Origin of the sequence: Rhodococcus sp. 06-221-2 (assembly GCF_002258365.1) — a bacterium.
GTDB classification, from domain to species: domain Bacteria; phylum Actinomycetota; class Actinomycetes; order Mycobacteriales; family Mycobacteriaceae; genus Rhodococcoides; species Rhodococcoides fascians.
In genome coordinates this window covers 18,332-43,514 of the sequence record NZ_NOYJ01000003.1, presented here as the reverse complement: position 1 = coordinate 43,514, position 25,183 = coordinate 18,332, and the positions used below count along the sequence as shown (strand labels likewise).

The 25,183-nt window shown below is 61.4% G+C and carries 25 protein-coding genes and 1 pseudogene; 4 read left to right on the top strand and 22 right to left on the bottom strand.

From position 1 onward, the window contains the following. Nucleotides 1-42 precede the first annotated feature (42 nt). The 4 genes from CH281_RS00405 to CH281_RS00390 all read right to left on the bottom strand — a co-directional run bounded on the left by CH281_RS00405 (nt 43) and on the right by CH281_RS00390 (nt 3,322). On the bottom strand, nt 43-1,062 hold the full coding sequence (locus CH281_RS00405) for an ATP-binding protein (protein WP_032364995.1): 1,020 nt from the start codon (nt 1,060-1,062) through the stop codon (nt 43-45). Continuing rightward, nucleotides 1,059-2,129: an ATPase AAA gene (locus CH281_RS00400; RefSeq protein WP_015586100.1), complete on the bottom strand. Its 1,071-nt coding sequence runs from the start codon at nt 2,127-2,129 to the stop codon at nt 1,059-1,061. The genes CH281_RS00405 and CH281_RS00400 overlap by 4 nt, the downstream gene beginning before the upstream one ends. Nucleotides 2,130-2,192: 63 nt before the next feature. Further along, nucleotides 2,193-2,822: an RES family NAD+ phosphorylase gene (locus tag CH281_RS00395; protein WP_015586099.1), complete on the bottom strand. Its 630-nt coding sequence runs from the start codon at nt 2,820-2,822 to the stop codon at nt 2,193-2,195. Beyond that, on the bottom strand, nt 2,819-3,322 hold the full coding sequence (locus CH281_RS00390) for a hypothetical protein (RefSeq protein ID WP_015586098.1): 504 nt from the start codon (nt 3,320-3,322) through the stop codon (nt 2,819-2,821). The genes CH281_RS00395 and CH281_RS00390 overlap by 4 nt, the downstream gene beginning before the upstream one ends. A gap of 313 nt (nt 3,323-3,635) precedes the next feature. Here CH281_RS00390 and CH281_RS00385 point away from each other — a divergent pair, with 313 nt between their 5' ends. Further along, nucleotides 3,636-4,256, top strand: a complete 621-nt coding sequence (locus CH281_RS00385; protein ID WP_032364994.1) for a hypothetical protein — start codon at nt 3,636-3,638, stop codon at nt 4,254-4,256. 21 nt (nt 4,257-4,277) lie between these two features. Here CH281_RS00385 and CH281_RS00380 read toward each other — a convergent pair whose 3' ends face one another. The 3 genes from CH281_RS00380 to CH281_RS00370 all read right to left on the bottom strand — a co-directional run bounded on the left by CH281_RS00380 (nt 4,278) and on the right by CH281_RS00370 (nt 5,560). Next, nucleotides 4,278-4,526 carry a type II toxin-antitoxin system RelE family toxin gene (locus tag CH281_RS00380; protein WP_371828030.1) on the bottom strand — a complete coding sequence of 83 codons (249 nt, stop codon included), beginning with the start codon at nt 4,524-4,526 and terminating at the stop codon, nt 4,278-4,280. 26 nt (nt 4,527-4,552) lie between these two features. Continuing rightward, nucleotides 4,553-4,840, bottom strand: a complete 288-nt coding sequence (locus CH281_RS00375; protein ID WP_230591632.1) for a type II toxin-antitoxin system Phd/YefM family antitoxin — start codon at nt 4,838-4,840, stop codon at nt 4,553-4,555. Between the two features lie 177 nt (nt 4,841-5,017). Continuing rightward, complete coding sequence (locus CH281_RS00370) at nt 5,018-5,560, bottom strand: hypothetical protein (protein WP_015586094.1); 543 nt, start codon at nt 5,558-5,560, stop codon at nt 5,018-5,020. Nucleotides 5,561-5,624: 64 nt separating this feature from the next. On the opposite strand from CH281_RS00370, the gene CH281_RS00365 reads away from it, so the two are divergent. Further along, a complete protein-coding gene (locus CH281_RS00365; RefSeq protein WP_015586093.1) occupies nt 5,625-5,924 on the top strand; it encodes a hypothetical protein in 300 nt (99 codons plus the stop codon). Between the two features lie 34 nt (nt 5,925-5,958). Here the strand turns inward: CH281_RS00365 and CH281_RS00360 are convergent, their stop codons facing one another. After that, entirely contained in the window at nt 5,959-7,587 is a 1,629-nt protein-coding gene (locus CH281_RS00360) for a hypothetical protein (protein ID WP_052049375.1), read from the bottom strand. Nucleotides 7,588-7,697: 110 nt separating this feature from the next. Between CH281_RS00360 and CH281_RS00355 the strand changes: the two are divergent. Both CH281_RS00355 and bcmE read left to right on the top strand, forming a co-directional pair. Then, nucleotides 7,698-8,404 (top strand): annotated as a pseudogene (locus CH281_RS00355) (transposase); the annotation flags it as partial. A gap of 241 nt (nt 8,405-8,645) precedes the next feature. Next, on the top strand, nt 8,646-9,914 hold the full coding sequence (bcmE, locus tag CH281_RS00350) for a thiamine pyridinylase (protein ID WP_032364993.1): 1,269 nt from the start codon (nt 8,646-8,648) through the stop codon (nt 9,912-9,914). 636 nt (nt 9,915-10,550) lie between these two features. On the opposite strand, the gene CH281_RS00345 is transcribed toward bcmE, so the two are convergent. From CH281_RS00345 to CH281_RS00280, 14 genes are all read right to left on the bottom strand, one after another. Next, on the bottom strand, nt 10,551-10,739 hold the full coding sequence (locus CH281_RS00345; RefSeq protein ID WP_015586087.1) for a hypothetical protein: 189 nt from the start codon (nt 10,737-10,739) through the stop codon (nt 10,551-10,553). A gap of 9 nt (nt 10,740-10,748) precedes the next feature. Continuing rightward, on the bottom strand, nt 10,749-11,378 hold the full coding sequence (locus CH281_RS00340) for a hypothetical protein (protein ID WP_139278539.1): 630 nt from the start codon (nt 11,376-11,378) through the stop codon (nt 10,749-10,751). Nucleotides 11,379-11,424: 46 nt separating this feature from the next. Next, entirely contained in the window at nt 11,425-12,939 is a 1,515-nt protein-coding gene (locus CH281_RS00335; protein ID WP_015586085.1) for a hypothetical protein, read from the bottom strand. A 1,060-nt stretch (nt 12,940-13,999) separates the two neighbouring features. Continuing rightward, nucleotides 14,000-14,623, bottom strand: coding sequence for a hypothetical protein (locus CH281_RS00330; RefSeq protein ID WP_015586083.1), 624 nt, complete (start codon nt 14,621-14,623; stop codon nt 14,000-14,002). Between the two features lie 115 nt (nt 14,624-14,738). Further along, nucleotides 14,739-18,401: a LysM peptidoglycan-binding domain-containing protein gene (locus CH281_RS27465; protein WP_015586082.1), complete on the bottom strand. Its 3,663-nt coding sequence runs from the start codon at nt 18,399-18,401 to the stop codon at nt 14,739-14,741. Between the two features lie 124 nt (nt 18,402-18,525). Beyond that, entirely contained in the window at nt 18,526-18,993 is a 468-nt protein-coding gene (locus CH281_RS00320; RefSeq protein ID WP_015586080.1) for a pilus assembly protein TadG-related protein, read from the bottom strand. After that, nucleotides 18,993-19,451, bottom strand: a complete 459-nt coding sequence (locus CH281_RS00315; protein WP_015586079.1) for a TadE family protein — start codon at nt 19,449-19,451, stop codon at nt 18,993-18,995. Before CH281_RS00315 ends, CH281_RS00320 begins: the two co-directional genes overlap by 1 nt. Next, nucleotides 19,448-19,873 carry a type II secretion system protein gene (locus tag CH281_RS00310; RefSeq protein ID WP_015586078.1) on the bottom strand — a complete coding sequence of 142 codons (426 nt, stop codon included), beginning with the start codon at nt 19,871-19,873 and terminating at the stop codon, nt 19,448-19,450. Before CH281_RS00310 ends, CH281_RS00315 begins: the two co-directional genes overlap by 4 nt. A gap of 38 nt (nt 19,874-19,911) precedes the next feature. After that, nucleotides 19,912-20,142: a hypothetical protein gene (locus CH281_RS00305; protein ID WP_015586077.1), complete on the bottom strand. Its 231-nt coding sequence runs from the start codon at nt 20,140-20,142 to the stop codon at nt 19,912-19,914. Between the two features lie 169 nt (nt 20,143-20,311). Then, complete coding sequence (locus tag CH281_RS00300) at nt 20,312-21,235, bottom strand: type II secretion system F family protein (protein WP_032364991.1); 924 nt, start codon at nt 21,233-21,235, stop codon at nt 20,312-20,314. Then, nucleotides 21,232-22,110 (bottom strand): type II secretion system F family protein, encoded by an 879-nt coding sequence (locus CH281_RS00295; protein WP_052047795.1) that lies wholly within the window; start codon nt 22,108-22,110, stop codon nt 21,232-21,234. Before CH281_RS00295 ends, CH281_RS00300 begins: the two co-directional genes overlap by 4 nt. Then, complete coding sequence (locus CH281_RS00290) at nt 22,110-23,738, bottom strand: CpaF family protein (protein ID WP_015586074.1); 1,629 nt, start codon at nt 23,736-23,738, stop codon at nt 22,110-22,112. Before CH281_RS00290 ends, CH281_RS00295 begins: the two co-directional genes overlap by 1 nt. A gap of 32 nt (nt 23,739-23,770) precedes the next feature. Then, nucleotides 23,771-24,595 carry a hypothetical protein gene (locus tag CH281_RS00285; protein ID WP_015586073.1) on the bottom strand — a complete coding sequence of 275 codons (825 nt, stop codon included), beginning with the start codon at nt 24,593-24,595 and terminating at the stop codon, nt 23,771-23,773. Nucleotides 24,596-24,598: 3 nt separating this feature from the next. Further along, nucleotides 24,599-25,147: an SAF domain-containing protein gene (locus tag CH281_RS00280; RefSeq protein WP_254924251.1), complete on the bottom strand. Its 549-nt coding sequence runs from the start codon at nt 25,145-25,147 to the stop codon at nt 24,599-24,601. Nucleotides 25,148-25,183 lie beyond the last annotated feature (36 nt).

Here is a 25,183-nt window from a genome sequence, read left to right as displayed (position 1 = left end):
AGGCGATGCATTTTGCGAACTACCTACGCCGGTAGTCGTGTCCTAGCCTGCAGCGATCGCAGCGACGACGTGAGCTGCGGCGATGGTCTCACTTACTGCAGAACACGCTCGTACCAACGCATCCTGCAATACGACCAGCTCCCGGCGGACACTGCGACCGGCCCCGTAGTGGTCGAAGAGATGCTGGAGGGCGTCAGCGTCGATGACGTCGACCGCGCCGAGATTCGGATTTCCCGCGGCCTGGCGGGCCCGCCTACCGATGATCGACCCCAGCGCGGCTGAATTAGCTAAGGCGGGCAGGGTGATTCGCGTGTTCAGGTATTCGCGAGCCTGTTTGTAGTGGGGGCTGTCGATGTAGTCGTTATGGACGGCGACGACACATGCTGCCGGAAGTCGCTCGGCGATCATCCTCAGAGTCAAGCCGAAGAACATTGCGATCCGCGGCTCCGGATCGACGCCGATACCTGGACGACGTATCCACTGGTCCGTGTCATCGAGCACGAGCGTCGGAATCAAGCCACTGCGCGAAATCAGTTCCAGGACCCTGATGGCCTGATCCACGACATCCTCACCTTGCGATGGTTCGTTCACCACGCTGCCGAGCTCGATCGCGAGATTGCCGGCCAACCATGGGAGACCAACCGAGAATTTGACCGGTCGATGTGGGGAACCTCCACGCATTTCCCGAGCAATCTTCTGGACTGCCCGGTTCTCGTCGAGCTGTTTGGCGATGGTGTTGACCAACAGACGCGGGAATTCAGCCGGATCGGAGACGAGGGAGTCGGTCTGAAATCCCATCCTGATCCTCAGTGCTGCAACGTTTTCGGAGTGAAGAGCGTCCATCACGTACTCGGTGATCGAGGACTTACCCGAGCCACTGGCACCGATCAGAGCCACACGCTCACGCCGCCGAACAGCGTCCATGAAGCGCTGCTCGTAGTCACCACTCACGGGGCCAGTGAGGACGTCGAACGGCACATGGACCTGCCACATACGATCCGGATCCGGCGACGGGTCGAAGGCCTTCGAGTCCCGCAATTGACGCAGTAGGGCGTCACTCATTTCTGGTCCTCCGGATCAGCGTGTTCGGTCCGCAGCCATTCCGCCGGCGGAGTCAACTCGTACACCCGCCGCGGCCGCCCGGGACCTGACGAGACTTCGCTGCTCCGGACCAGCCCCTTCTCGTAAAGTTGCTTGAAGACTTGTACAGCACGAGGACGCGTCCACCCCAACGCGGCCAGCAAGTCTTCATCCGATGCGCTGACCGGGCCCCGCACCTTCATTTCGGCCGCCAGCATCGACGCTGGGCGACCCAAAGCCCAGAGCGCATTGTCTCTATCGGCGAGGGCCAGGTAGTTGTCCTCGTACGACCCGGGGTCCTGCAGGAATCCCCGCAGAGCACTTACCAGATCTCGGGGGTTTCGCCCTACCGCATCAGCGAGGGTGCTGGCTTGCGGTTCCATGTCGATTCCCGCGCGGCGAGTGATCAACTTGATGCTTTCCGTTCTCGAGAGCGGGGGTACGTCGACGATCTTCTCGAAGAATGCATCTGCAGGCGGAGTCAGGAGACCTTGACGGTCACTTTCACGCACCGACACCGCCCACAGGTATCCCGTCGCCCACACCTCATCGCGGTACCGCCCGAACAGTGCGTGCCCGGCCGATGCGGTGACGTCGTCGACGATGATCACCGGATACAGCCGCGTCCCAAGCGGAGCAGTGCCGTCGTCGCTTTCTGCTGCCCACCTCCGAAGCGTGGCGTCGATGAACTGCAGGCGAAAGTCACTCAATCGCCGCAGCAAGACGTCGGGCCCGTCACTGTCGACTGCCGGTTCGCCGGTGACCTGTTCTACGACGCGGGCGAGCACGTCACGGCCGTCCGAGATCCCCTCGACCCGAACGAAGCTCATCGGGAAGTCGCCTTCGCGGCGGGCACCGGTGAACGGCTCTCGGCTGTCGAGCTGCAGCTGTCTAAGCAGCGACGTTCGGCCTGTGCCGCGGTCCCCCGTCACCAGAACGTTGAGCTCAGCGTTCAATCCGTCCCATATCGCGGCGAGTTCGTCTCGCCGGCCGACGAACAGTTCGGCGTCGACGGAATTGTCGAGCAGAGGACGTGCGCTGATCTTCATGAGACTTACAGTACTTACTGTAAGTTTCGTTAGCAATACCTTGCGGGCGGTTGACCACGATCGCTACAACAGATCTGGTACGTCCAAGATCGCGACACCAGTTTCTTCACGCCACCGCTCCAGCAGGTCCGCTCGCTCAGACAGGGTGACCGTGGCCTGGACGGTATGACGATGCTCCTCGCCTGCCACCCCCGCTTGCCCGAACAGTGCAATGCACCGCCGGGCATGTTCGAGGTCGTGGCGGGCCCAGTACCGCAGACCCTCGAACCCGGCCTCCCGTAACGCGGCCGCCCACCGCTGCGTCAGCGGATAGTCGGCGGTAGTAAAGATTTCTGCCGTGACTCCGAGCGCGACACCGGTGTTCGCAGTCAGATCAGCGAGCCTGATATCAGCATCCAACGTGATCGTCGACGCTGCACGCGCATCGACCTCGTATCTCGGCACGACCTGTTGGCCACCGAAAATCTCCAGGAGAGTGACCACTTCGTCTTCGGCCAGGTAGCAAGTCCCATCAGGGGCTTCGAGGTCGAACCTGCCGCCGCCATTCGATGAGTACCACCACGGTCCCAGACTGGCCTGATGCGATCGAAACAGCTCGGCCCCAGCCGGGTAGACGCACGACGGAAATCGCTCCGCCAATTCACCGACGGGCTTGGGCTCGAACAGATGAACGACGGCGCGTTCAGCGCTCACGCCGCAAGCCGACTGACCGCAGCCCGGGCAGCGCGAGCAGCCGTAGGAACGTCCCCGTCGAGAAGTGCTTGCCGAGGTGTACGGCCGTCGAGCTCTGGCTGTTCGGTAGTCAGCCACGCGACCGCCAACCATCCACGCGGGTCCTGCCCCGCCCACACACGCAGCACCTCTTGGATGCCGAGAATCGGCTTCGCCGGTTGGGCATCGGTGAAGCCTGCGGCGGCGTAGCCGTATTTGCCGTTGCTGCCGGTCAACCGAAGAACGCGGTTCTCTTTCACAGCCTTGCTCAAGGCAGCACGCGTCCAACCCGCAACGTCGAGGGCCTGACTGGGGGTCAAGATTTCCCCTACGTGCTCACTCCACGCGCGACGCGCCTTGAGGCCGTTGACGATGCCGCCGAGGCCCGCTATTGCATACGCCAGATCACGCTCGTCCGGCGCGCCACTGGCCTCGACCAGCCGGTGCGCCATGACCTCGAAATCCTTCTCGACAGTGGACATACCCTGATCATCCCCGGCTGTTCGCGTCATGTCAACCATGTCAACCTGAATACAGGGATGTGATCGTTAGCGTGCGGGAAGTGTCGTACCTGGCCGGTACGGTCGGGACGCGAAACTCCTGCGACGGGGCAGAGAGTCGAGGTGGGTTGGGAGCGTCTAAATGTCACCGGTGAGCAAGAAACGCAAGGGTGCAGGCAAGGGGTCAGGGCGATCGCGTAGCGGTCCGGGAGCCGCTGCATTGCCAGAATGGGCGCAGCGGGCCGGGTACGTCACACCACCGGTAGCGGGGATCCGTCCCCCTGCGAATCCTGGCGTGACTGCACCGGCAGAAGTGCAGATCATCGACCGGCATTGCCAGATTTGGCAGGCCTACACCGAGGGCGGTTTTTCCGGCACCTGCATTGCTGCGGTGCGTTGCCTGATTCCGGCATTGCGTGACTACGGGATCGAGGCTGAGCCGTTGGTCGTGTACGGGCAGGTGGCGTGGTCGGACGAGCAGTGGGTGGAGCTGGGAAGCCGCACACCGAAATGGGAGTCGGACACATGGTGGACAGGACACCTAGTGTTGTGGATTCCGGCAATGGGCCGGATTGTCGATCCGACCGTCTACCAAGCAAACCGGCGCGGAATGCCGACAACGATCACTCGGGCTCTGGTCTTCTCGATCGGTTCACTAGATCTGATGGAGACAGCGGGAGTGAACAAGGATGGTGCCCTGGTGCAGTACGAACGAGTCATCGGCGCGGACATGAGTTGGTTCGATCGCGATCACGCCGATCGCGAGGCGATCGAAGATGCCCTCCGAATTCTGCGAAGCGCAGTATCCGACTCACTCGGCAGCAAGGCGGACCGAAAATCTGGTTGGATGGAGACCGCGACCCACCCACCATTGGTGGAAGCCTTACGCCTACGAGGCTTGATCTCCGCAACATAATCCGGTAGCTACGCAATCTTCTCAGCGGTAGGCATCTGACCGGTGTGAGATCGCGGTGACCTGCACGATGCGCTGCCCGGCGTCGATCAGATAGAGAACCCGGTAGGTGCCTCTGCGGGCGCTGTAGGCGGGCGAAAGCGGCGGGGCCAGGGGCTTCCCGACCCGCTGCGGATTCTCCAGCAATGCTCCGGTGATGAACTCGTACACCGCAGCGGCGACCTTCTCGGGAAGAGTGTGACTGATAGCGCGAGACGCTGATCGAGCAATCACAAGCCGATACGGCGCTTCAGGCTCACTCACGCGCGGGTAGACCGGCCAGCGACCCGCATGACCTCGGCCAACTCCTTCGCATCGAGACTGTCACCCTCAGGCAGCTCCGCCACGCCCCGAAGATGAGATGTCAGCAGTTCCTGATCCGATAGCACTGCAATGGTCTCCTGCAGCGCATCGAAATCGTCGGCAGCGAGCAACACAGCAGCCCGGTGCCCATTACGGGTGATCTCATACCGGGCGTGGGTTTGTTCTGCATCGTCCACAATCTTGGACAGACGCGCACGCGCATCCGCGACCGGCAAAGTAGTCATGTACATAATTAGAGCGCAAATAGTGCGAGGGTGCAATTGCCGTTCGACGCGACACAGCACTAACTGGTGACCAAAACCCGAAGTTCGCCCATCCGACTTCAGTGCGCGCGGTCAGCGGCGTGGGAATTTCACCACCGCTCTCGGACTCGCTGCAGCCGCCCGAACATGCCGTAGGTCCTAAGATGCATCGTCGAACGGCCCGAATGCCGCTTCGTCCCAATGCCGTTCGAGCGCCGCGTTCCATTCGTCGATATCCGACGCGGAGAACAGATGCATGTTGTGTTCGGTGAGCAAGAACCCGGTGTCGCGCCATGCTTGGAAGTAGGCGGGGTTCTCCCCTGCTTCGCGGGCCTTGTCGATCAGGGAGTCCACGTCCGCCAACAAGTTCTCCTCACTGATCTCCTGCGGCGTGTCAGCAGCTGGGTCGAAGAACAATGGATCGTTCGGCCCGAGATCTCGGCCGAACTTGTCCCGAAACGCCTGTCGCTGCTCTTCGAGAGAGTCGTTGAGCTCCGCACCACCCACCATGTCCTTGCTCCACGACAGAGTGCGCCCACCGTCGGCGTTGGTGCGCCGTTGCACGAACGAGGGATCACCGCTGCGCTCGAGCACCAGCGCAGCGTGCTGCTCACGTGAGACCCCTTGCTGTGCAAGTCGCTTTCGACGTTGCTGGACCTTGCGGGCGCGTTTGTCGCCGGCGGAGGTACGTTTCGATGTCATACCTCCACCGTCTCAGAGATTCTCCAGAACATCCGGTATTCGGCCGATTGCTAACCTTCACGCTATGAGCGCAATCAATCCGAGGGTGGCGTTCGCTGTACCGATGTTTCTCGAAGCGCTGGCCTTGATCGAGTTGGGCCAGCCTCAGCCCGCTGAAGTCCTGGAACATCCGAAGATGATGGCTACCACGATGCTTACTCTGCTCAGTCATGGCGACGACGCGATCTTGGATCTGGGAGATCTTGCGCTCGCGTCGCTTGCCAGGGCTGCGATCGCGCTCTGCGATGCTCCGACTGAATCGGGTGCTGTGGCGACCTACCAACACGCGTTAGACGCGTGGGGTGAGATCAATGCGAACCCATGATCAGAGCGAGACTGGAACAAAATGACCGGCACCATCACACTTGCGGGGGCGTCCTTCGGAACAGCTCGGACAAGCCCTGCAGAGCCATCGTAACCCGATCTACGATTGTCTCGAATTGTTTGTCCGGCTGAAGAGAATTCAGTCCTGCGGCCGACAGCGCAGTCGTAAATTTCGTGCCCTTCATGTGGGCCGAGCCTGCCGATCGGATTCCCTGAAGCTGGCGTAGGGGTCCGACGAGACCATTCGGGTCGGCACCCAAGTTCTCGACGAGTAGCTGTAGGCAGGCAAGCGAAGGACTATTCGTGTCCGCGCCCGAGGACTCTCGAAGAGTCTTGACATCGAGTGCATCCACGATCCCTTTCGACAGAACCATGACACCGTTGTCGCTTTGGCCTTCGGTTGGATTGGTACACAATGCCAAGGCATCGAACGCACGGAGGTCAGCCGGGCCGAGTTGCTTGTACAACGACTCACCGAAGTAGCCAGTGAACGCCTCGATGAGTTCTGCCTTAGCTCGTCTCAGCCGAGCAGGGTCAGGGCGTTCGTCCTCTACCCACTGGCCCGCTAGGTCCCGCACGCTACGTGTGATGGTTATTCCACCGTTCGGCGGGACGTTGTGTGTGAGCCAGTGCTCTCGCTCGGTCTCGGGTAGCCGGATGAGGTGTCCCAGCCACACCTGGACGAGGTTGGCACCGTTGATGTCGACATCGATGGCCCACCGACCGTGGCACGAGACATCGGTCCGCAGCACCGTGTAGCGGTCTGGGTTGTCGCGGTATCGGGTCAGAACATCCGTGTCGAAGAAGACTGGGGTGAGGTAGTTCGCTTCATCGCGCTCGCAACTCAAACGAACCTCGTCGCCGGTCGAGGGGTCGATGTCAACGATGAACGATTGAAACCGCTCAGGCCTTTGCAGATCGTCGGGGTGCTCGCCAGCGGACGCGAACGGCAAAACTGCCTGTTTCCCAACCAACTGCGCTACGAAACCAGGCCCCCGATACGCGTCCCACGCCGTGTAGGCGAACGCTGCGTCTTTGGTGCGAATCTCAAGGTCGATCCGAGCTTCATGCACGCTGTCGTCAGCCCGAGAATGGGCGTGCTGGATCACCAGGCTCATGCTCCGGGCCGCGAGATACTTTCGGAGGTGCCGTGCATTGACTCGAACCTCGTATTCACCAGGATTCGGTCTGACGATCTCGACGACCTCCTCATCGCGGCCCGCGTGATTAGTTCGATACATTGTCTCGTTCGATCGCGTGATCAGGCCCAACCACCATACGAACGACGGCGTGAATTCGATAACGGGTTCTGTGGTTGCCGATGGCACCCAGGACACGTTGACGAACAGATGAAGGTCGTAGCCATCAGGGTTGGAGGTCAAGCCGTCGCGGAAGGCCGGGAGGCGATCAGAGCTGTAACTGGGCTCGCCGAGGTCGTTGATGGACCAATCGGTAGTGGCGAGGAATTTGCGCTGGTCCGATGTCGCCACCAGAAGAGGTTGAAGCGAGCTGTACTTGATTCCGCTCCCTCGATTCCGTAGAACCGAGATCCACTCGGTCGGCTCCGCCTGGATCTCCGAGAGGTAGCTCCTCAGCTGGAGAATCGTGGGCAAAGCCTCATAGCGCTCAAGTGAGCCGGAATTCGGCAGTGGATCGGTCAGCACCCCCTTGATCGTACGGAGGGCAGGCGACCGGGCTGAGAGTCGACTTAGAATGGGCCACCCGTGCTCGCCCGGATGACTAGGGCTGAGCTGCGACATCCAGTCTCGCCAGCGGGAAAATCATGGTCCGCGGCGACTCCGCCTACGGCAACAGCCGCGTCGTACGCGCCTGCATCAAGTTCTCGTTCGTACTGATCAAGAACCGAATCGTCCAACGAGCGATCGCCTCCATCCCTGACACCGCGTGGACGCCCGTGCGCTACCCGGGAGCGGTCCGCGACCCCGACACCGACGGCTGGATCTCCGACGCCGAGGTCGCCGAAACATCGTTCACCGCTTTCTCTTCCACCGCGTATCCTGTTTCTGCACGGTTGATCGTGCGGCGGGTCAAAGACGCCCGCTACCGCGATGCATTGTTTCCGGTGTGGCGGTATCACCCGTTTTTTACCAACAGCACCCTGCCGACGACGACCGCAGATGTCGTCCACCGTGCACACGCGGTCATCGAGACTGTGTTCTCGGATCTGATCGACGGACCGCTCGCGCACATGCCGTCAGGATCGTTTGGCGCGAGCTCTGCCTGGGTGCAGTGCGCAGCGATCGCCCACAACCTGCTGCGCGCCGCCGGAACCGTCTCCGGCGGGCGTCACGCGAAAGCTCGCGGAATAACGCTACGGCGCAAATCGTCAACATTGCCGCGCGTTTCGTGCGGCCACAACGCACACCCACACTGCACCTGCCGCGACACTGGCCGTGGCTCGATGCGTGGCTTCAATTATGGCGCAACATCATTGGCATCAGCCCACCCACACCCGCCTGATCCTCACCCGACCCGCCGACTCGGCCCGAGCAACGACAATCGTGGAAATGCTGGGTAGACCAGCGGACGAAACACGCCCAACCAGTCCCGACCCCACAATTCGGTCATCGACCACAGTGGGTCACCTCAGTCCGTGGATCGAGGGTAAGTAAATGTGATCCTTGCCACTTTCGGAAAATCATGCGACTGTATGAGGCAATCGCCGTTCCCCTGCAGACAGTGTGATGACGGGAAGTGTGCAGTGACCAGTACCGAGTTCGGACGCAGTTTGAACAAGGATTCCGGCCCCACCAACCAGCCACCTCCAGCCAGCGACGCATCCACGTTGAACGTCGCCTTGTACCCGTACACGCCCGAACCGAAATGGTTCGAGTCCACCATCAGAGCCGCGTGGCACAGCGTCCAACCGGATGTCGCTCTCAATTTCGTCTACACCTACGACTGTTACAAAGGCGATCCGCCGTCCACTGTGGACGTTTTTGCCTACGACTGCATCTTCGCTGATCACATGCGTCAGTTCTGTGTCGAGTTCGATATCGACGGCACCGCAGACTTTTACCCGTGGTCTCTCGCATCGCTGAAAACGGAATCCTCGGAGTATCAAGGAATACCGTATTTAGGGTGCATGCAAATTTTGATTCGCCGTCTCACTGACGCAGCACTGGGTGCGCCGGGGATGACTGTCGAAGAATTACACAAAATCCTCGGCGACGGGGATCCGAAAGCAGTCTGGCCCGCGCAGGGTCAAGGCATGCTGTTGGATTTTACTGGGGGAACGACCGTCGCGTGCATGTACGAGCAGGCCGTCATGGAGGAGTCGGGCCAGTTTCCGCTCACTCCCGCCCTTCCCCCCTGTCCAGGACTCGATCAGCAAGGCCTCGCCGACATGCAGGTGCTGCGAAACATCGCCGGGTACGCCCAGGCGACATATCCCGACTCGGGCTACGACCGAATCACGAAATGGAACCAGCGGATCGGTCGAGCCTTCGTAGGCTTGACCGAAATCTTCCACTTCATCGACAACGTCGACGCCTCGACCTATTCAGTCATGCCGCTGAGCTCCGAACCTATCGAAAAAGTGGGGATACCGCTTTATACCGACGCACTTTCCGTCAATGTGGCCATCGCCCAGGAAAAGCGAGCAACGGCTATCCAGCTCGTGAAGTTGATTGCATCGACCAACGTGATGCTCGAGTGCATGTCCCCAACAGGAAAGAAACCGCAATACCTGGTGCCCACCCGGCAATCGCTGATGAATCAGCTCCTGGCCCGGCAACCCAATTCGGCGGTGTACAACATCATGCGCAACATCATTTCCAACGACATGGCCCATCCATTTCGACTTGGGGCCGATTCCCGTACCTGGCTCGACTCGACCAAAGGCTGCATCAAAACTGAAATCCTCGGGCCACCCCCCGCTGGCGTTGCGGAGCATGTCGGCGAAGACAGCGCCGTGTTCAACGACCCCGCGTACGCTTCCACACCTGCAGGGCTACTTCGCCGCCCGTGACAGGAGTCCGTCGCAAAGTCGTAAGCAATGGCTGGTTGTGCCACGTTTGGTCCTCGCCGTTCGGACACGCGGCAATGGAGTATCGCTATGAGATCCATACATGCGGTCCGGTTGCCCACACCACCGCTGTCTGAGTGTCGCGGGGTTTGCGTCGAAATTCGTCGAACACCGTGCAAGCTTTTGGCTAAGGGATTACCCTGCCGAGTTTCACCCGATGCTCGACTACTACATCGAGCACTCGACGCGGGTCGGTGGCCGCATCGTAAGCCCTCCCCCGCTGCTGCATCGATCACCACAGCTGCCCAGGTAACGGCCAAGCGTGATCGGGAGCAGACACAGTCGACGCTGCAGATCGGCGACCTGGACGAACACGTTTGGCACCGTCTGCTAGCCCAATTTTGGATCATCTACGACACAGCGCAAAGGCGTGCGCGCGAAATTAGTGCTCGCGGCGGACAGCGGACCGCACATTTTGAGGTGCAGCCCCCGCAGTGATGCTGCGGATAGCTCTCTCGTTGGGTGCTGCCCGAACAATGGTGCGATCACCCGCAGCCGATGTCGGGACCACCACCACAGGGCGCGCGCTGGCACGTGGAGCCGACGACCCCGCCGGCGGATTCTGATCTTTCGAGGCCGTCACGCCGACGCCCCCTGCTGCTTCTCTATCTGGCGTCGCACTTCGTCGATCGTGCGGGAACTGCCCTCGTAGTTGCCCACCAGCCGAGGATTGGGACGCAAGGCCACCTTGCGACGCCGCGACGCCGTCGCCGGGCTCGCCGAGCCCACCGGTCGATCAGGTTTCTGCTGCTCGTTCACCGTAGCCATGATGTCCTCCTACATCCGAATGATAGCCGTCACGAGCAACACCAGCACAGATCCAGCCAACAGACCCGTCGTGATCCGCAACCGCATCAGCTTGCTCCGAAGCCGCATCTCTGTCACCTGATAAATCGACACCAGTGTCGACGCGATCTCGAACCGGCCCGTCGTCTCATCGACTGTCGAATACTCCTCCAACACCACTTCCGGATTGAGCCCCGACGCGGTATTGGGTGCAATCACGAATGCCGCCATGATTGCCGCCGCACCGGCCAGGGCAGCACCCGCAACCTCCCACACACCGATCCCCGCGGGATTGCGCAACACGATCCCCACCAGAATGCCCGCGAATCCCAGCAGCACACCCCCGCGCTGATCGATGCTCGTCACTCGGCGTTCCTGAGAATCCAGCGTCCGTTCGATGCTCGCGTGCACCATCTCGATTGCCGCCGGATTCAGCTCGACACTCACCGGGTTGAGCTCGGACGCCATCTCTTCGCCAGCAGCGGAGTCCGGTGAAGCATTTTCGCGCCCACCCCGGTCGTTCGATTCCACTGCTAGCGCCCCCTTTTCGACATCAATTTCGGCTGCGCCGAACCTCGTCGGCCACACCGCACCCATCAGCCGGCGCACCATGACACTCACCGCAATATTGTCTCAGCACACCACCGGCAACGTGTGTGAACACCTCTCACTGCGTCCTGCGTCTTCGAGCGGATCGACGGAGCAGACGACGTCTCAGGTCATCAGGATCGGACATGATGTACATCAAGTACAGCAGCGGCAGGTACATCAGTGTCGCCGGCAGCCGGCCGTTGTGTTGCGCGAAAAGTCGGTCACGGACGGGATCAGGTTTGTCGAACCCGTGTGTAGTGTTCCTGCGCAAACGCATGAACTGACTCACTGCGTCATCGAGTGACAGGGATTTGTCCGCTCCACCGGGCAGCTTCAGAATTACCTTCTCCGACCTACGGTAATTCTTGATGAAGAACCCGTCCCCCACTTCGGTCAACGCTTCCACACCAAAAGCCGCGTACGGAAGCAGGACGGACTGAACATCAGCAGGCATACGTTCTCGAACTTGCTGCAGCGCTTTCGCCGCAACCGAGGGCTTGCACAGTGCCGTGAGATCCCATGAAAGCCAGGTCGCCTCGATCAGGTCCATTGCTGACCACATCAGAACTCCGGCTGCGTAGTCGTCGTGCAGCGATAGCAGCGTCGAGGTAACTCGTTGCAGAAGATCCGCAAATTCCATCAACCGGTTCTGCTGCGCATAGGGGAGGTAGTCACCGTCAGCATCTGCGAACAGGCATGGGTTCAGGAGATGCCCGAGAACAGAGTTCATCTGAGCAACCCACCAAGCGACGGCCGCACCCCACGCCTCCGGTGCCGGCGGCTCCTGCCGCTGGGGAAGGCGACCCACTGGTGATCGGGGAAGTACCTGATGCGCTTCGTACGGAACAGGAGACCTCCCGACAATATCTGTGCCGAGAGTGAAAATCACCGCACCCGACACCCTGTTCGCTTGAAACGCCCATACCCATGGAGACCGTGCGGCCAACAACGGACCGAGATGGCTCGCGGGAATCAAGACACTGCTCAGGATCGACGATCCCGACGCGAAAATGGTCTCATCGACGTCGATCGGCCCGCGTCGTATGTCGTCGAGAAGTTCGGGGTCCTGATTCAGACGTAACACGAAACCAGGAAACCTGATCCGACGGTGCGTGGCGTTGCCATAGCGAACAACGTGGACAGCATGCCGGTCGAACGGATGCTCGTCATCGTCGTCCGAAGTTCCGGCCAACTCCCTACTCGCGTCCTGTACTGCCGCGGACAAGGCTCGATCGCTGGCGGTGATGACAGGTAGCTGGAGTCCGTACAGGAACGATCCCACCGCACCCGCGCTCATCTGTCTGATCGCGCGAAGGCGCTCCTCAACGACTCGCCCATGGTCCAGCCTGGAGACGTAAGGGTCTTGCGGGAGGTCGACGAGCTCGTCATCGACGTCCGCTTCCGAACCCGACAGGGTGCGAACGGTCATAAAATCGACACAGTCCATGCTGGCAGCCGGCTCGGTTAACGCCCACACATCGGGCGCGGACGTGTGGGCGACCTCGAACCCCAACTCTTCCAGGTAGGCCTGCACTTGCCCCCCAGCCAATTCCGGTGGCATCGTGACGTTGACAGTCAACCGTTCAGGCATTCCACCAGCCTACAAACCGGTAAGCCTGGAGTGACTCAATTTCGCACCCGAGGAGCGGGGGCGCACGGCTCTAATTTGTGACCAGGACCTGCAGTTCACCAATCCGAACTTCAGTACGCGAAGTCAGCGGCGTGGGTATGACTCCACCGACCGTCCCGTTGGGTGTCGTCGCTGTCCACGTGACGAGCCAATTCGATGTCGCGGAGACCTTGAATGTCCCACCGGGCTCGGTAGTGGACGTCTTGTGATAAACGATATTGCCGCACGTCGGACTTGGAAGCCCTTGTGCAACATCGGTATACGGCGTGAAGGGCAGTAACGCACCTGGGCACACCGACGGCACGGATCCGTCCCCCCAATTGACGACCACGGACGTATTGACCCCTGTAGCAGAAACTATGACACCCGGTCCTGCTGCAGTTCTGGTCACGGGGCCGACTGTCGATTCCCGTGGGTCAGCGACCCAGAACCAGCCGGGTAGACCAACCAGGCCGACAGCACCTGTGTTTGCGGGGTTCGGGGTGATGCCTATTCCGGGCGGATCCAACTGCATTGCCGTAACCGCTTGGCCGACAACGGTCATAACGTCGACCACCGGAGGCGTAGCCGGCACCCCAACGTCCGGAATTTGAACACACGGACCGGCCGCTTCGCAGGACCATGTTGTGCCGTCATCATTAACGACGTTCACTGCCATCGGGGCACCACTATCAGCATTTCGAACAAGCGTCATATTGGCGGCGTCAGTCGACGGAACGAACTCGAGCGGCGGTCCGGACGGCGCGGCGCTCCCACCACCTCCCCCGCCCACAGCAGCTGGCGCGGATCCAGTCGTTCCACCCCCTGACGGCACACTCGTGTACGTACCTTCGACCACAACTGTCGAACCACCCAAGCCTCCGCCGAAGGCACCGCCAGTTCCGGTGCCGATCCCCGGCTGCGCAAATACTGGGTTCGCGTTGAACACTCCAACTAGAAGCACTGATGCGATAACCCCAAGCGGCTTACGCATGACCCACCGCCCTTATGGATTCCAGTTGCCTACTTGCCAAACCGTCGATCATGGTGCGTCGCATGGGGTACCCGAAGAAGTCACTGCATCGGAAACAATGCGCCAGCCTGATGAATCTGGCCACGCCACGTTCTCCAGAGTCGGCTTGCCCAGCTCCCGCCGGACTCGGTCAGGAGGGAGCACACTCGTGCCGTCCGGACGGATCTGGTCATAGTTCGAGCTGTCGATGCAGACTCGCAATGTTGCCGACGCTTCTTCCTTAATTGGGTTCCCGTCAGCATCCTTTGGTGCCTGCAGTTCCGTCACGAATGCATCTGCGACAGTCGCAGCACCCGTGGAGACAATTCCTTGAGATCGGCGCAGGTTCACGTTTGCCTTCAACTGATCGAGGATCTTTCCACTCGCAACAGAGTCCAGCATGTTGATGTCTACAGCAGGATCGCTCTCGACCTTCGCGAGAACGGCGAAGAACTCATTCACCTTTGCTGTTGCCTGCTCGGTCGCCTGTTGTTCCGGGGACTTTTCGACGCCCTCTGGTCCCGTGAGGACCGGCTGCGTGGTGGTCGTTACGGGGGTCGCCTCAATGTCACCGCTCCCGCATGCGACGCTGATGCTTGCAGCGGCTGCTACTGCGAGGATTGCCGCGCCTGTGCGACGTCGTGTGCTGATCATCGTGGACCCCCTACGTTGTTCTGTGCGTTGTACTGCGATAACGATAATGGTGCGGCTGTTTGGACCGTAACGTGCTTACCGGACACTTCAGACACCTCGATTGACGCGACTGCTATCAACTGGCTATTGCTCCGATCCGGTAGAGGGCGTTGCCGCCATTGTGGAATTGCGCGAGGGCGCGCAAGAGTTCGTCGGTTTCGGGTTCTGGGTCGACATCGATGTCGGCGAGGTTCGCGAGCAGTTGGTCGATCAGCTCCTGGGTCTTGCTGATCTCGTCGCTCCCGTGGGTAGCGATGATCGCCAGTCTCCAGAGACCTTCTCGGAACGGTTCGACGGTGACGCCGCGGTTTGCGGTGGTGAGCGCGGCGGAAAGATCTCCGGTCTTTATTTGTCTGGTGGCGAGCTCTTCGAGGGCATCCGCGAGGGTCGAGATCATGTGCTGCTGTAGGTTTCGTGCCCACCCGTAACGGTCTGACCGTGTCCCGGCGAATGGTTGATCGTTTACCAGTTCTGCAGCCGTCCGCAATTCCGCATCGGTGGCGGCGGCCGGAGTGGTGTCGATCAGTTGTTGCCAGTAGTCCCAGTCCGATCGGACATCGGGGTGCAGTCGGTAGCCGGTGCGGCCGGTGCGGTCGCCGTGCTTCGGAAATGCCTGCTCACCGTTCTCTGTCTCTCCCAACCAATTTCGCAGTCTCGAGAGGTAGTTCTGGCGTCGTGTCGCCTTCTTTTTCGGCTGATCCTCCAGAGGGAGTTTGTCGAAATTGTCTGCAGGCCAGATCTTTTTGTCGATGGAGTCGTGTTTGATTCCCGGGTGGATGGAGAGAAGAGCGGCGATCTCGGTTAGGAGTACTTCACGGCCGTCCTTGGGTGGCTCCCCGGTCGGGGTGGTGACTGCTGGTTTCCCGAGAAGATGGAGCCAGAGATGTCCCGGGGCCGGTACGTCACCAGCGACAGGAGCGATGGGTGGGGCCTGGTCGTCGTACCTGATCGCTTCTGGGGATGTCCACTGCGCGGCGTCCGGGCTGTAGGTCGGAACGTTTGTGACGTCGGGGGCGGTCTCCGATGCGGTAGTTCCGTTCAGCAGCAGCTGGTCGGTGGGGTCGATCGTGGTGACGGAGTCGAGGAAGGTCTCAGCGCTTTCGGCGTCGGTGAGGTGTGCGTCGATTTCGGCTGCAGCCCAGGGGTCGTGCATGGACGACTCTGTGGGGATAGCTGGCTGTGTGGCGGTCGCGAGGTAGGCGGTAATGCCTTCATATTGGTCCGGCTCGAGAAATGCTGGCTGGAATGCGAAGCCGCCGTCGGTGTCTCGTTTGACAAGGCTTGCGGTGTTGCGGTCGACGATGTCGAGTGTCCACGCGGCCTGGGTGTTCTCGCTGGCGGTGCTGGCGGTGCTGGCGGCAGCGAACGCCACGCGCGGTGTGGCGGCCAGGATCTGATCGAGTGATTGCTGTTGGTCGGCCGTCAACTGACTCGCGATGAGAACTACTTCGGGGGCGGTCATTTCGCTTGTGTCGTAGATCGAACGGGCCGCTGCAATGCTGTCGATGTGTTGTTCGACGAGGGTGTCTTGGTCACGTTCGGCTTGTCGGGCGAGTCTGGCCAGCACTTCGCCTGGTTGGTCGGTGTGCTCGATTCGACCGTTGCCGAACAGTTCGGGGAGCTCCTGTCCGAAACCGATCAGCGTCAGGTGCAGATTGTCGGCGAGCGGGGATTCGACGAGTTCGAGGGCCAGGGCCTGGAGAGTGCCGCGGGCGTGCTCTGGTGAAGCTGAGACGCCGAGGTAGCCGAGTTCTTCCAGGTTGAGAAGAACTTGGGTTCGGTCGTCTGTGGAACCGAGTGTCACGAGCGTGGGGTACGGGCTGATTGTGGTGGGTGCTGGGGCGATCCGGACGTCGGCGGGGAGGGTCCAGGTGCCGGTCTCTGATCTGAGCCACTGGTCCGGCAGTACGGAGTCATCAAGGATTACTAGCTCCACCGCATCGGGACCGATGAATGCGCCGAGTAATGCCGGCAGTGCGTTGCCCTGTGTCCGAGCGTGTTCGGCGATAGTCCTCAGTGCTTCGTCGAGCCGCGTGAGGACGTTGTTGTCCGCTGCAGAATGAATCTGTTCTTCCACAACTGCTGCAGCGCCCCAGGTTTGAGGGAGGGTCTCGCCTCTGCGGCGATCGTGCTGTTGACGGTGCCGGCGCAGCCCGAAGGCCCCAGCCAGTCCGATGGCCGCTAGGGCTGAGATACCGAGCCACAATGTGCTGTTCTGATCCTCGGAGACATCGCTTGGCTGCGCAGTGGCGGCGATATATACCGGGTCTGTCGTCGATGTATTCAGTGGGATCTGGGTGGCTGGCTGAGTCGGGGCGGGAGCTGCAGCAGGACTGGGTGACGACGTCTGCGCTGGAGCAGGCATTTGAGCGGGTGCCGGCCCGGGTGCCACAACATCTGCGCCCGCGGACTCAGCAGCAGGTTCGGAAGCTGCCACCGGGGCGGGAGCCTCTGCTGGCTCAGGGGCGGCCACCGGAGCAGGCGCTGGCTCAGGAACCGCCGACGGGGCGGGGGCCTCTGCCTGCTCAGGGGCTGCTGGAGCAGGCGCTGGCTCAGGAGCCGCCGCTGTCGGAGCAGGTAGCTGTGACGAAGCGCTGTTGAGTTCGATGCCGAAAATCTTCGCAGCGGCGGCGGCAGCGGCCTGCGCTTCTGCCTGAGCCTGTTCGTCACCGCCCGGAACCATCTCCGCTTGTTCCGGAACGTCGGTGCCACCCAGGAGAGGTGCAGCGGAGGACAGTTCAGGCGCTGCTGCGGGGGCCGGTTCAGGAGCGGCAGCCGGAGCCGGTTCGGGAGCGGCAGCGACCGGGGCCGGTTCAGGAGCGACGGTCGGTTCGGGCACAGCAGCAGGTACAGGAGCGGCAGCAACCGGGGCCGGGTCGGGGGAAGCAACCGGACCCGGTTCGGGCGTGACGGTCTCGGCGGTTTGATCGTTGACGGTGAGCTGCTGGCCGACGTGGATGATTGTCGACGGTGCAGTTCCGTCGGCGTTGATGATTTCTTTGTAGCGGTGTCCGTCACCCAGATGTTGCTCGGCGATGCTCCAGAGACTGTCGCCTTCTCGAACTGTGTAGGCCCCGTCGACGGTTGTGGGTGCGGCGGCGGGGAGCTGAAGTTTCCATCCTGGTTGCAGCCATCCGTCGACGGTCAGGACGTCGGCGTTGAGTTGCTTGATCTCGGTGTATCGAAAGCCATCGCCAAGGTGGCGTTCTGCGAGTTTCCATAGGCTGTCGCCCTGCTGCACCGTGATGGTTTCCCCGTTGATGGGGCGGGCGGGGGCTTCTGCTGGATGCGGTTGGCTTTGTTGCGTTACTTGGATCGGTGCCGAGTGGGCAGGGGCGTCGAAGAGCGGTAGTGCTGTGGCGGTGAGGGGTTGGGCTGTGGCGGTGCCCGCTGTTACCAGCATGAGCGCTCCGCCTATGAGAACGGAGGCGCTTCGCTGCTGGAAGCCGAGGCCTCGGAGTTGAGGTGCTTTGATGCCGCGTAGTGCTGCGACGAGTTCGATGACGGTGCTGAAGGTGAAGGTGGCCCAGGCGAGCCAGCCGATCCAGGTCACGAATCCGAGGAAGAGTGATCCGTCGTCTTGGGTGGTCAGAGCTGTTTTGATCTGGTCGAGATCGGGCAGCGTCGTCGGTATTGGGTTGCCGCGGAATGTCCACAGTGCGAGCGGAATTCCGACGACGAGGACGAGTAGGACGATCAGGTAGAGCAAACCAGTCAAGCGCCGTCGGATGGTGGTCATGCGGGTGTCCTTTCCGATGGCTGCAGGGTGGCCGGGGTCGTGCAGCGTTGCGCCGCGAGCTGTCGAATCACGTCCTCCGTCTTCTCGTGGAGTTCTGCGACTCGTCTGCTCTGCGGTCGATTGGTCATGGTGTGCCGGGGATTCCGAGGTTGGTGCGGTTCAGGTTGACGGTGGCTGTTCCGATGATCTGCTGTGGCCCGACGCCGATCAAACCGAGGACACGGGGTTGGTAGGTCGTTGTGGTGGTGATCAGCAGTGTTGTCGGTCCGGTCTGCACGACGACGCCGGGGATTCCTGCTGCGGCAAGGTATTTGGTGGCTTTGGCTTGGGCTGTCAGCGGGTTGACGACGACGTTGGTACCGCGGACTGCGAGTGGTTCGATGATGGCTTGTCCTGCCCCGCGGGCTGCTTCTTCAGCGACTTGCTCGGCGCGCTGCTTGGCGTAAACTTTGCCGCCGCCGTCGACGACGAGACCCATCATGATCAGCAACGCCATGGCTGTGATGACGCTCCACATGGCGATGGTTCCGGCGTCGTTGTGCGCGTCTCGCCGTGTGCAGGCGGCCACCGCCCGGCGTAGTGCTTCGGTCATCAGGCGCGCTCCCGGTAGGTGTCGACGGGTGAAGTCGCGGTTGCTGTGATGGTCCGTGAGCCCATGACTTGCGGGAATCCGAGTGCGTCGAGGGAGATGACGCACGTGACGGTGGCCGAGACGGAAGCCGTGACGCCGGGGCGAGTTCTGAATCCGCCGAGGTCGGTGTTGACGTTGAGAGCGGAACAGGTGAGCCCTCGTGCTGCCAGGTCGTTTCGCGCGGCTGCTTGCGCATCGGGGGCTGCGGAGAACGCCGTTCGCGCGATGGAGGCGGTACGCGCGGCCTCGTTCGCGGCGTGGACTACTTTCTGGTGCGCTTGCGCGAGAACGCCGAAGGTGACGATCAGTGCGATCAGGAACAGTGTGGCGGGGGCGACGATGACAGTCTGCAGGGCCGATCCTCGGTCGTCGGCTCTGGCTGCGGCTGCCAGCTGGCGCAGTTTGTTCGCGGTGTTCATCTGGTTCCTGGGGCAGTGACTCGTTCAACGGGAAGCGTCTCGCTGACATTGATGTCGAGGGAGAAGAAGGGGATGAGGCGGATGGGTTGTCCGGTGATCTGGACAGTTGCTTCTCGCAAGCCTCGGTTGACGACAATGACGGGTGCTCGAAGGGTCGTCGGGCCGGCGGTGGATGCGAAGGCGTAGCCCGCCGCTGTTCCGGCCGCAGCGCTGCCGAATTGCGATCGCGCTTGTCGTAGAGCTTCTTCACCGGTCGAAATCGCTACGGTCCGTGCGTGAGCGTAGAGAGCTGCCTGGATTGCGATGAGGAAGAGCAGTAGGACGACGCCGAATACCACGACTGTTTCGAGGGCTGCGCCGCGGTCGTCTCGACGTATGCGGGTGAGCCATTCGCGTAGTGGTACATGTGTGTCGGTGAGCAACGCTGGTCCTCCCCTGTCTCGTTGGGCGAGTGGTGGGGTTACTGGATTCGGTTGAGGTAGCGCTGTGCAACCACGGTGATTCCGGCGACGATAGCGATGGCGAGGATGACGAGGCCGGCGGTGATGACGACGGTCTCCATGCTGTAGCCCTTGTCGCTTTTGCGTCCGCCGGCGCGCTCGGTCATCCGGGTATAGGAGAACAGTGCCAATGCGAACAGTGTTGCGGTGGTTGCTGCGATCCGGTTTGCGATTGTGCGCGATGCTGCCATGTGACGTTTCCCTTCGATATGTAAAAGCCCTGGTTATGACGGTTCTGGATGCCGGTCAGACTATCGCCAAGACCGGACACTTCGAGCAGGTGAAGTGCACGGATCGGTGTTTGCACAGCTCAAACTTGGTAGTTGATCGTTGAATGACAACGCATTCGGGTTGTTCGGTCTAGACGCCGCCCATGATGTTCACTCCGGCCGGCACGATCAGCATGATCATGAACAGCACGGCCAAGGTGCCGAGAGGTGCGTCCATCTTCTTCGTTTTGGCTCCTGCTTCGCCTTGTTCTTTCGAGAGCAGGGCACTGCGGAGCGCTCCGGCCCGCGCGGCAAGAGTGTCGGCCACGCTCGCTCCCTGGTCGCCGGTATAGGTCATGATGTCCGCGAGATCTCCCAACTCCGGCAGCGCCAGTTCGGCTGCAAGATTGGACAGAGCAGCCCATGGTGCCTGTCCGGCGAGGGACGCTTTCTGAAGCTCGGCATCCAGACGTAGAAACACCCAGCTATCGCCCACTGCGGCAGCGCGTTCGAGACTTTGGAATGCAGCGACGCCGCCACTTCGGTTCAACGAAACGAAGTCGATGAACGCCGCCAATGCTCGGGTGAATTCGAGTCGGGCACTAGCGGCGCGAGTCTTGACGTCGGCGTCGGGCGCGAAGAATCCCACCAGCGCCAGGACGAGGGAACCGGCTACGGGAAAAGTCAGGGGCACTGCCATGCCGAACAGCGCCAGGAGTGCGATCGAAATCGGCGCGATGATCAGACCTATTGCAGCGGAAAGGATTTTGTCTCCGATGAACTTTTGTGGAGTTTCTCGGAGGATCGCCAGGTCCGCGGTCGGGATCCTGAACCACGCCTGCGATCGCAGCCGCGGGTAGAAGCGGGCACCGACCTTGTAGGACAGGGCATCCGAACCGGTGAGGTCGTCACCGCCGCGGGTGTCGACGGTGTACGGGTCCGGGGCTGCACCGGACAGTCGTTCCATGGCATCGCCGAGTGCTGGGTCGGCCGGCAGTATGCGGAGAACGAGGAGGATCAAGCCGAGAGCGGCGAGAGCGGCAAGGGCGATCGCCCAGAGCTCGAAGTTGTTCATACTGCGCTCCTCTCACGTGCGGTGTTTGCTGCGTCGCGGTCCTTGGTGCCGATGAACCTGGGGTATTTCACTGGCAAGGTGTATCGCTTCATCCACCCGAGCACCAGGCCGAAACCGATGAATTCGAGGAACAGAACGGGCTGGAGGAGGGGCTGTTTGTACGGGTCCATGTAGTTGGTGAACAGGAACAACCCAACGATGACAACGACGGTGATGACGGTGACCCCGCGAGCGGTCGTGCGGGGCCCTTGCCGTTCCGCTTCGGCCGTTCTGCGGTTGCGCACGTTCTCTGCCACCGATTCTGAAAGTCGCTTCAAGGCTGCGGTGAGTCCGGAGCCGCGCAGGCGAGCTGCCTGCCGCAGTGCACCGACCACGTAGTCGCCGGTGGAATCGTCGAGATCGTCTGCGAACCGAAGCAACGCTTCGTCGATCGACACATTGCCACGCAGGCGCGTGATGAGGCTCGTAATTTCCGGACGCAATGCTTGAGGCATTCCCCTGTGCGTTGCGATGATGGCCTGTTCGAGGCCGGATCCTGCTGCGAGCACTCCAGTCAGGTTGCGCACCCATTCTTCGAGGGCATTGAGGCGTTCGATGTCGTCGGCGGCGGCTGACGATCCGAGTAGGTAGGGGACGCCTACTGCTGCGATCGGAATGATGGGGAAGAGTACGAACCATCCACTGAGGAGCCATGCAGCAAGGCCGACGGCAGTTCCGATGGCGAGGAGTAATTTTGTCCGCCGGGCAATCCGCGCACGTGAGGTGCGGTGGCGTGTCGGCGCAGTCGGGTCGCGGCGATCGCGAATTCCGTTGGCAAAAAACCACATCCCGGCGGCAAAGACAAGGACGATACCGACGGCCGTGAACGTGTACATCAGAGCCCACCACCTGTGATCGTGTTGATGGGGATTTGGTTCGGACTGAAACCGCCTGCGTAGAGCTTGCGGAGCAAAGCTGGGGGCAAAGTTCCGTATTCGCCGGTCCCGCCCGGCTTTCCTTCGTAAATTTTGGTTACTGCGGGCATGGCGTTTTCGCCGGCCTCGATATGGATGACCTCGCTGACGAATCGGACCTGACGCCTCTCGCCGGTGTCGGTAAATTCGTAGTCCGTCTGCAGCTGAATGATCAGATTGATGTGGTGTGCCACTTGGCGGTAGGCGTACTCGACCGGCACTCCTGCTTCGAGGGCGCAGGTGACGAGGCGGTCGATCGCGCCGGCGGCATGCTCGGCGTGCGTGGTACTCAGGGAGCCTTTGGCCATCTGCATTGCTTTGAACATGTCGATGATCTCGCCGCCGGCTACCTCTCCGACGATGACACGGTCGAGCTGCATTCGCACGAACTGGTAAAGGATGTCGGACAGCGTCGTCGCGCCGCGTAGCGCTCCGGTCAGCTCGTTTCGTTCGCCGCCGCCGGTGATTGCCTCGGCTGCAACAACATACGGTCTGCGACCGTCGAGTTTGTCGAGGAACAGTTCGTACTCTGTCTCTGCTGTGCCGATCCGTGTTTGCAGGGGAAGGCAGTTGGCGAGCGCACGAAGGTTGGTTGTTTTACCTGATCCCATGGGCCCGGAGATCACGATGGAGGCACCACCGATGACTGCGGCGCTGAGGATCTCGGACAACAGTTGGGGCATAACACCCATTTCGACCATCTTGTCGATGGTCACATCCTTGTGGCGGTGCATGCGGATGGCGATACTGGGATGGCGGACCGAGTAGCCCATCGCGGACAAGCGGATGTCGCCGGGCAGATTGAGGCGGAGGTTGGGGTTGACCTGCGAGAACGGTCGTCCACCACCGGGTGCGCGCTGCGCGAGGTTGGTGAGCCAGTCGTAGAGCTCTTCGTCGCTGTCCGCGATCGGCGGTCGTGCCTGCAGACTCCCGTCGGGGTACATCACAATGACGCTGTCGCCGTTGATGAGGATGTTCTCGACGTTCGGGTCGTCGACGAGCGGCTGAAGTGGGCCGAGTCCGAACAGCGTGTCGAAGACCGCTTTGACCAGCGTCTGTTCCTCTTGGACGCTCAGCTGTTCGTGACCGGTGTCGATCGCGGACTGCACTTCTTTGCTGACGAGATCTATGACGATCTGCCTGCCCGACTCACGCTCCTCGTCCGGGGTCATGGCAGTGACGCCCAGCTCAGGGTTGAGGGCCTGATCTGCTCGTTGGGTCTTACGGAGAGAGAGGATTTCGGATGCTTCTTTGGTCAGTTGCTTGACCAATTGGTGGTTGGTCCTCGCGACGTCCGACCGCTCAGCTGGAAATGGTGATGGCGATGTGAACGGGACCGTCTCGAGTCGCTCGGGTTCCGGGTGGGAGTGGCGACCGTCCTTGCCGGCTGCGGCGAGCAGACCTGCAGATGAGGAGCCGTATTGCCCGCTCCTGTAACGAGTTATCTCGTTGTCGCCATCGTCGAGGATGATCGGATCGGCGGCAAACATCGGTAGGTCGGGTAGGGCTGGTCGCTCGTCGTAGTCGAAGTCGGGGGCGTTGTTGGTCATGCGGGTGTTCTCCCTTTGGCCTTGTCGGCTCGTTACGCGGGCTGTGAGCTGTATGGCGAGTTGGCGATCCATACGGGCTGGTGCGTTTCGTGGAAGCGCTCGATCTTTTGCCAGGTTCCGTCGATTGCGCGTAGATAGCTTGATCGACGTCGCCGCCAATTACTGAGCGAGGCACCTTCGGAAAAAACTTGCGCGTGTACCGGTGATTCGGGAAGGACTGCGATGACGTCGAGGCCGGTCGCCGCGGCGGTCTCGGCTGCGCTGTAGGGCTCGGTACCCCTGACAATGAGGCCGATGCTGGCCGGCGACTTCGTATTCTCCAGATGCTGCTGTAGTGGGCCCAAGCCAGCACGAACCGCTGCCACTGCGGTCCTGGTCGGTCTGAGCATTATGGCGATAACGTCACTGTGACGGATCAGGTCTTGATGTCCGGACCGTAGATTGAGGCGACCGGCGTCGACGAGCAGGTCACCGCCGCCCTGTTTCGACAACAACGCCAGATGTGCCCCCAACGGGCCCCACGTCGACTTCATCGATTCCGTTTGAGCTGCATTGACCAGGCCGGGGACGAACCATCCTTGCGCCTTGGTCGGCTCCTCTGGATCGAACGGCCCGATTCTAACTATTTGGTGCTGGAAGGCTGGGCCTATTCGGCCGTGCCTGTTCGGCTCGACCAGTTGGATGATCGATCGGTCGTGCCGGCGGCGCGCGTGAAAGTACCCGGCCAGCGTCGGGGACGATCCGATCGGATCGGCCTCGATGTACAGCAGCTTGCGGGAGTCTGCGGTGAGAGCGATGCCCAGGCCGGTCGTCGAGACGCCTGGCGAGCCGGAGATCGAGGTCAGGGTGACGAGCATGGCTCAGCGCTCCCGGGAGTCGAGGACGATGGCGACGCGGTTGGTGGCGGCTCGGGCGGCGATCCAGCTGGCCTCGTCTTTCTTGACCAGAACGTCCACTGTCGTCTGTCCGGTCTCGGGGATGTCCTTCACGGCAACGACCTGTGCGTTCGCGGTGACCGGACCCTGCACCGGGGAATCGTCTTGATCTCGGGGAGTGTCGACGATCCGGACGTTGTCGCCTGCGAGCAGTGGCTCTGCGGGAAGTTTGCTGATTGCGACGGTGATGCCGACCAAAGTGTTGTCCCCGCTGGGGATTACGGCGTTGGTGAACGACGATGGGTTCAGTGCCGATCCGCTCAGGAGCGGAACTGCTGCGCTCTGGCCCACGACCGATGCTTTGTCTGTGGCAGGAACGGTCGCGATGGTCGCATCGCTGTTGACCTCTGCGGTTTTGAGGTCGTCGGTGGTGATCGTCTCCCCCTGTGGCACGTCGCGGGCGAGCACCAGAATTGTCGTGGTGGCGCGCATGGCGTTCACCAAAAAGACCGCTCCTACGATTGCGACGGTCATCAAGGCGACTCCCGCGATCCAGTACGACCGTCGACG